Consider the following 6,896-nt stretch of genomic DNA (forward strand, 5'->3'; position numbering starts at 1 on the left):
TTGGCGAACGGTCTCATCGTTACAAGGGACAGATATTCAGGCGATTTTCGCTTTGATATCTGTTAAGTGAGCTGATTGATCAGCTAACAAAGGTGGCACCACGGGTTTCTCGTCCTTTTTAGACGGGGAGCCCTTTTTTATTTTCATGCAACTTTAATACTTTAAATCGCTAAGCAAGAGGAGTAGGTTGATGGAGATCCGTTCAAGAGAGCCGGGGATAGGTGAGAGCCCGGTACGGAACATCATTCGAATGGACTTGCGAGAGGCTTCCTGAACGATAGTAGGGGAGCACGGGTTTCCGCCGTTAAAAGGATAGGGTATCGATATATTTCCGTACCCGAAAAAGGGAGCAGCTTTTTTGCTCTAAAAAGAGGTGGCACCACGTTCACAAGACACGTCCTCTATACCTGCAACTAATGTGGGTATAGGGGACTTTTTTTATTTTCCTTAAAGAACTGGAGGAGAGAAATATTGAAACCAACATTAGATGGGACTTATATAATCGAAGAGCTGGAGGGTGACACATTAACACCAATTTCAATCTTTCAGAGAATGAGCGGAAGAAAAAAATTTCTGTTAGAAAGCTCGCTAAAGCATGAGAAATCGGGAAGGTATTCCTTTATTGGCGCAGATCCAGTGATGGAATTAAAAGGAGAAGGAAACCGGACAGCTGTTACTGCCAGGGGAAAAACAGAAGTTTTGGCTGAAAAGCCGCTTGATGCGGTAAGAAGGCTGATGCCGGGGGAAAAGCTGCCCGCCCTTGAACAGTTCCCATTTTGTGGAGGAGCTGTTGGCTATGCAGGCTATGATGTCATCAGACAATACGAAGATATTGGGACTATTCCTTATGATGAGCTGAATGTACCGGATGTCCACCTTATGTTTTTTGAGGAAGTGGCGGTTTTCGATCATCTGGAGCAAAAGGTATATCTCGTAGCCATGCCTTTACTGGAAGAAACTGATGAATTTCAGCTGCGGGAAAAAATAAAGAAAAGAAAGGCCGAAATCCAGAAGGGGACAGCGGGAAATGAATCGGAAGAAGCCGCACTGTCAGCTTTTAAAGCCTCCATATCTAAAGAAGACTTCGTTGAAAAGGTAAACAAAGCTAAGTCCTATATTGAGGAGGGAGACATCTTCCAAGTGGTGCTTTCTCAGCGGTTAAAAGCAGAATTGACTGGAGATCCTTTCGCATTTTACCGGAAGTTACGAGTGCAAAATCCATCCCCATATATGTACTATCTTGATTTTGATGTATATGCAGTTGCAGGGGCATCGCCTGAAAGCCTTATAAAAGCAGCAGGAGACAAAGTAATTACGAATCCGATTGCTGGAACAAGGCCAAGAGGCAAGACAGAAGAGGAAGACTTACAGCTTGAAAGGGACCTGGTAGAAGATGAAAAGGAGCTTGCCGAACACAGGATGCTGCTCGATCTGGGCAGAAATGATCTCGGCCGTGTCTGCGAATTCGGATCGGTCACTATTGAAAAAAACATGGTAATTGAGAGATATAAGCATGTCATGCACCTTGTATCCGAAGTCGGCGGCAGGCTGAAAAATCCACATACACCGATTGATGCCTTAATTGCGTGTCTGCCTGCCGGAACAGTTTCAGGTGCTCCCAAAATTAGAGCAATGGAAATCATCAATGAACTTGAAACCGTGAAAAGAGGAATTTACTCAGGAGCAGTCGGCTATTTTTCCGGGAACGGCAATATGGATTTCGCACTGGCTATCAGGACAATGGTGATTAAAGATGGATACGCCTATATACAAGCTGGGGCGGGCATCGTGCATGACTCCGTCCCTGAAAAAGAGTACGAAGAAACGCTTCATAAATTGAAAGCATTTTTGGAGGACAAAAAATGATTCTGCTGATTGATAATTATGATTCGTTCACATTTAACCTTTATCAATATTTGGGTGAGCTGGGACAGGAAATGAAAGTTGTAAGGAATGATCAGATAACAGTCGAAGAAATTGAAAAATTGAATCCCGATGCTATTGTCCTTTCCCCTGGGCCGGGACGGCCGGAACAAGCGGGAGTCATTGTTGAAGTTATTCAGCAATTTTACAGGAAGCTCCCTATCCTCGGCATTTGCCTTGGCCATCAGGCAATCGGCTATGCCTTTGGGGCAAAGATTGAAAAAGCAAAAAAAATTATGCATGGCAAGGTATCTAATCTGAAGCATAACGGATCACAGCTGTTTCAATACATGCCGCAGCCAATCAGCATCATGCGTTACCATTCCTTAATAATACAGTCGGGAACGCTGCCTGGCAGCTTTAAGGTTTTGGCCCGATCAATGGATGACAATGAAATAATGGCAATCAAACATGAAGTCTATCCATTATACGGCTTGCAGTTCCATCCGGAGTCAGTAGGAACAGACCTTGGAAAAAGAATTTTGGAAAACTTTCTACAAACAATCAGGAGGGAAGATAAGAGTGAAAACAATACTGCAGAGGTTATCTGAACGGGAGTCATTAACAGAGGCAGAAATGAAGGAAGCAATGGACAATTTACTTGCCCAGGATGTAACGGACAGTGAGATTGCGGCATTTATGGTGAGTCTTAAAACAAAAGGGGAAACAGTTGAAGAAATTGCAGGCATCGTAAAAGCGATGAGGGGTAAATCTCTTTCATTTAGTAAGAAGATTTCAAATGTTTTGGATAATTGTGGTACAGGAGGAGATGGTTCAAGCAGCTTTAATATCAGCTCCACTTCGGCCTTTGTGATTGCAGGTGCCGGAATTCCTGTTGCAAAGCATGGCAACCGAAGTGTATCCAGTAAAACAGGCAGTGCCGATGTTCTGGAGCATTTGGGAATAAACCTAAATCACCCGCCTGAGCGCACGGAGGAAATATTGGAGGGAATCGGGATTGCCTTTTTATTCGCCCCTCATGTGCATCCGAATATCAAAAGAATCATGAAAGTGCGCAAGGATTTGAGGATACCGACAACCTTCAATCTGATAGGGCCATTGACCAATCCGGTTGAACTTGATCATCAGCTTCTCGGGATTTACAGGAGGGATTATATTGAAATGTTTGCAGAGGTCCTCAAAACTTTGGGAAGAAAGCGGGCAGTTGTTTTAAATGGTGCTGGGTTTATGGATGAAGCATCCCTGCAGGGGGATAATCACCTGGCCATCCTTAATAACGGCAAGGTAACGAAAAAAATTCTCCACCCAGAGGAAGTTGGTCTATCCCTCTGCAGCAATGAGGCGATCAGAGGCGGAGATTCCAGGGAAAATGCTGAAATTCTTATGAGTGTCCTGAAGGGAGAAAAGGGAGCAAGAAGAGATACGGTCCTTCTTAACGCCGGGATTGGCATCTTTACAGGAGGCAGGGCTGAAACGATTCAAGATGGGATAAATTCAGCTAAAGAAAGCATTGATTCAGGAGCTGCCTTACAAAAGCTTCATCAGTTAATAGAAGCAAGTAGAAACGTCCATAAAGAGGTGATATAAATGGGAACAATTTTAGATCAAATTCTGGCTGAAAAAAGAAAAGAAATCATCAAGATGAAACAGGAAGTTATCGATGCTCAAGAAACCGGAAGCAATCGCTCATTTATTAAAAGGCTTGCGTCAGGCAGCGAACTGGCTGTGATTGCCGAGTTCAAAAGAGCCTCACCATCAAAGGGCGATATAAATACCGGGCAAAATCCGAAAGACCAGGCATTATTTTATAAAAAGTATGGTGCGGATGCGATTTCCGTTTTAACGGATAATAGGTTTTTTAAAGGCAGCTTCGCTGATCTTTCAGCTGTCAGAGAGACAGTGGACCTCCCTATTCTCTGCAAAGACTTCATTGTAGACGAGGTGCAAATCTTAAAAGCAAAAGCATCAGGGGCAAACCTGATTTTACTCATTGCTGCTGCCATGGATGCAGAACGGCTTCAAAAGCTTTTTGATTTTGCTGAGGATGAAGGCCTTGAAGTATTACTGGAGGTTCATAATGAAGAAGAGCTGGAAATCGCGCTGAAAACCGGAGCACAGCTGATCGGAGTAAACAACCGGAATTTAAAAACCTTTGAAGTGGATCTGAGTGTAACAGAAAAACTTGCGCCGCTAATAAAGAAAGCGGGGAAGTTTTTGATCAGCGAGAGCGGAATTAAGTCGGAAGACGATGTCCGGCGTGTCATTGCAGCAGGAGCAAATGCCATCCTTGTCGGAGAAGCATTTATGAAAGCAGAGAACCTGGAGGGGCTATTGAAGGCCATGAAGCTTCCTTTGCAGGGGGCTGTCAGACAATGAAGGTGAAGATTTGCGGAATTAGAGATATCAGCATGGCACTTTCTGCGATAGATAGTGGTGCGGATGCCCTGGGATTTGTGTTTGCTGAAAGCAAAAGAAAAATTGCACCCGAGGCGGCAGGCGAAATAATTAAAGAACTTCCCGGGGACGTGCTAAAAGTCGGAGTATTTGTGAATGAAACGAAAGAAAAAATTGAGGAAATAGCCAGTATTTCAGGAATAAATGTCATCCAGCTTCATGGAGACGAAACGCCGGAATTTTGCAGCTCATTTTCTTTACCGGTTATAAAAGCTCTGAGCATTGGATCACAAGATGATGATGATCTATCTCAACTGGATGAATATGCATGTGAATACGTTCTTCTTGATAGTCCGAAAGGAAAGTATCGGGGGGGCAACGGGGTATCGTTTGATTGGTCGATTTTAAGCAAAAACCCCAAGCAAAACAACAAAATCATTCTTGCAGGAGGCCTCAGTCCTGAGAATGTGGGAGAAGGAATTAAAGCAGCCAATCCTTTTATGGTTGATGTAAGCAGCGGGGTTGAAACGGAAGGAAAGAAAGATCCCGAGAAAATAAAAAGATTCATAGACAACGCTAAACGCATGGAGAGGGAGGAAGTAAAATGAACGCAGCTTATACTTTGCCTGATGAACGGGGCCATTTTGGGACATATGGAGGCAGGTACGTGCCTGAGACACTAATGCAGGCCATTCTTGAATTGGAGGAGGAATATAAGAAAGCGCAGGCTGATGAAAGTTTTCAAAAGGAACTTCAAGGTTTGCTGAAGGACTATGTCGGGAGGGAAACTCCTCTGTATTTTGCAGAAAACCTCACAAAATATGCCGGCGGTGCGAAAATCTATCTTAAAAGGGAAGATTTGAACCATACAGGAGCTCATAAAATCAACAACTCACTCGGCCAGGCTCTGTTGGCACAACGGATGGGCAAAAGAAAAATCGTAGCTGAGACAGGTGCAGGGCAGCATGGAGTTGCAACAGCAACTGCCTGTGCACTTTTAAATCTAGAATGCATTATTTTTATGGGTGAAGAGGATATCAGACGACAGCAGCTGAACGTCTTCAGAATGGAGCTGCTTGGAGCAAAGGTTGTAGGTGTGCAATCAGGAAGTGCCACACTTAAAGATGCAGTCAATGAAGCCCTCCGCTACTGGGTGACAAACGTCGAGGATACCCATTATATTCTGGGTTCAGTTATGGGGCCGCATCCTTTTCCAATGATTGTCCGTGATTTCCAAAGTGTTATCGGAAATGAGACAAAGGAGCAATATCTTGAAAAAGAAGGGAAACTCCCTGATGCAGTTGTAGCCTGCATTGGCGGCGGCAGCAATTCAATGGGCATGTTCTATCCTTTCATTAAAGATGAAACGGTCCGCATGATTGGGGTGGAAGCAGCAGGATTGGGAACAGATACCGAAAAACATGCTGCCTCTTTAACAAAAGGAACGCCAGGAGTTCTTCATGGGGCATTAATGTATTTGCTGCAGGATGAACACGGACAGATTCAGGAAGCTCATTCCATTTCAGCTGGCCTGGATTACCCTGGAGTAGGCCCTGAGCACAGCTATTTGAAAGACAGCGGAAGAGCCGAGTATGAATCGATCACAGATGAAGAGGCGCTCGAGGCGTTACAGCTATTATGCAAGCTGGAAGGTATTATTCCTGCTTTAGAAAGCTCCCATGCGGTTGCCTATGCATTAAAGCTTGCACCGCAAATGAATAAAAACGAGGGCCTTGTTATCTGTCTATCCGGCAGAGGGGACAAAGATGTAGAAACAGTGAGAGCAAGATTAGGAGGGAAAGGACAATGAACCGGATTGAAAAAGTTTTTCAGAACCTAAAGCAAAACAATGAAAAAGCGTTTGTGCCATATATTATGGCTGGCGATGGAGGCTTGGAGACACTGGCCGAGAAAATTACATTCCTCGAAAAAGCGGGAGCAACAGCCATTGAAATCGGGATTCCTTTTTCGGATCCTGTCGCAGATGGGCCGGTAATCCAGCGGGCAGGCATTCGGGCATTAGAAGCCGGAACAACACTTAGGGGCGTATTAGCTGCAATTGCGGAAATCCGGCCCATTGTTCATATTCCGCTTATTTTTATGACATATATGAATCCAATAATGGCATATGGCATTGGCAACTTTATTACTGATGCCTCGGCATCAGGGGTAGATGGCCTAATCTTGCCTGATCTTCCTGCAGAGGAAGAGGGGATTATTGCGCCAATTGCTGAGAAAGCCGGAATCGAGATCATCCGGCTTGTGACTCTTACCAGTCCATTAGAGAGAATACAGGAGATTGCAGCCAAAGGGAAAGGCTTTTTATATGCGGTAACTGTTAATGGAATCACAGGTGCAAGAAAAGGGTTCAAAGGTGATCTCGGAAAACATTTGGAAAGGGTTAAAGAGGTAAGTCCGATTCCGGTATTGGCAGGATTTGGGATTGCCGAACTTGAGCATGTCCTAGAAATGAATAAACATTGTGATGGGGTTATTGTTGGAAGCAGGATTATAGAGTTTTTTCAAAGCGGTGAGTTAGTAAAAATAGAAGAGCTGATCGCTTCATCTAAAATAGAAGAAATTAAATTGTAAAGGCTGTTTTCGCAAAGTTTGTTGCT

7 protein-coding genes and 2 other annotated features (1 of these 9 cut by a window edge) are annotated in these 6,896 nt (G+C 44.2%); all 7 genes read left to right on the forward strand.

Features of this window, described 5'->3' with window-relative positions; all coding sequences use genetic code 11:
- Positions 1 to 120 (forward strand) — a binding site (T-box leader) (it extends 132 nt beyond the left edge of the window).
- A 40-nt stretch (positions 121 to 160) separates the two neighbouring features.
- Positions 161 to 405, forward strand: a binding site (T-box leader).
- 66 nt (positions 406 to 471) lie between these two features.
- From trpE to trpA, 7 genes are read left to right on the forward strand one after another with little or no spacing between them, the layout of a single operon-like run.
- Positions 472 to 1,866: an anthranilate synthase component I gene (gene trpE / locus CHI10_RS16445; protein WP_095245311.1), complete on the forward strand. Its 1,395-nt coding sequence runs from the start codon at positions 472 to 474 to the stop codon at positions 1,864 to 1,866.
- Positions 1,863 to 2,474 carry an anthranilate synthase component II gene (locus CHI10_RS16450; RefSeq protein ID WP_095245312.1) on the forward strand — a complete coding sequence of 204 codons (612 nt, stop codon included), beginning with the start codon at positions 1,863 to 1,865 and terminating at the stop codon, positions 2,472 to 2,474. The genes trpE and CHI10_RS16450 overlap by 4 nt, the downstream gene beginning before the upstream one ends.
- A complete protein-coding gene (gene trpD, locus CHI10_RS16455; RefSeq protein ID WP_095245313.1) occupies positions 2,446 to 3,471 on the forward strand; it encodes an anthranilate phosphoribosyltransferase in 1,026 nt (341 codons plus the stop codon). The genes CHI10_RS16450 and trpD overlap by 29 nt, the downstream gene beginning before the upstream one ends.
- Positions 3,472 to 4,260 (forward strand): indole-3-glycerol phosphate synthase TrpC, encoded by a 789-nt coding sequence (trpC, locus tag CHI10_RS16460; protein WP_095245314.1) that lies wholly within the window; start codon positions 3,472 to 3,474, stop codon positions 4,258 to 4,260. It abuts the gene before it with no gap.
- Positions 4,257 to 4,886, forward strand: a complete 630-nt coding sequence (locus tag CHI10_RS16465; RefSeq protein ID WP_095245315.1) for a phosphoribosylanthranilate isomerase — start codon at positions 4,257 to 4,259, stop codon at positions 4,884 to 4,886. Before trpC ends, CHI10_RS16465 begins: the two co-directional genes overlap by 4 nt.
- Positions 4,883 to 6,088: a tryptophan synthase subunit beta gene (trpB, locus tag CHI10_RS16470; RefSeq protein WP_095245316.1), complete on the forward strand. Its 1,206-nt coding sequence runs from the start codon at positions 4,883 to 4,885 to the stop codon at positions 6,086 to 6,088. Before CHI10_RS16465 ends, trpB begins: the two co-directional genes overlap by 4 nt.
- Positions 6,085 to 6,870 carry a tryptophan synthase subunit alpha gene (gene trpA, locus CHI10_RS16475; RefSeq protein WP_095245317.1) on the forward strand — a complete coding sequence of 262 codons (786 nt, stop codon included), beginning with the start codon at positions 6,085 to 6,087 and terminating at the stop codon, positions 6,868 to 6,870. Before trpB ends, trpA begins: the two co-directional genes overlap by 4 nt.
- Positions 6,871 to 6,896: the final 26 nt, after the last annotated feature.

Source organism: Bacillus sp. 7894-2 (assembly GCF_002272225.1).
GTDB lineage: Bacteria > Bacillota > Bacilli > Bacillales > Cytobacillaceae > Cytobacillus.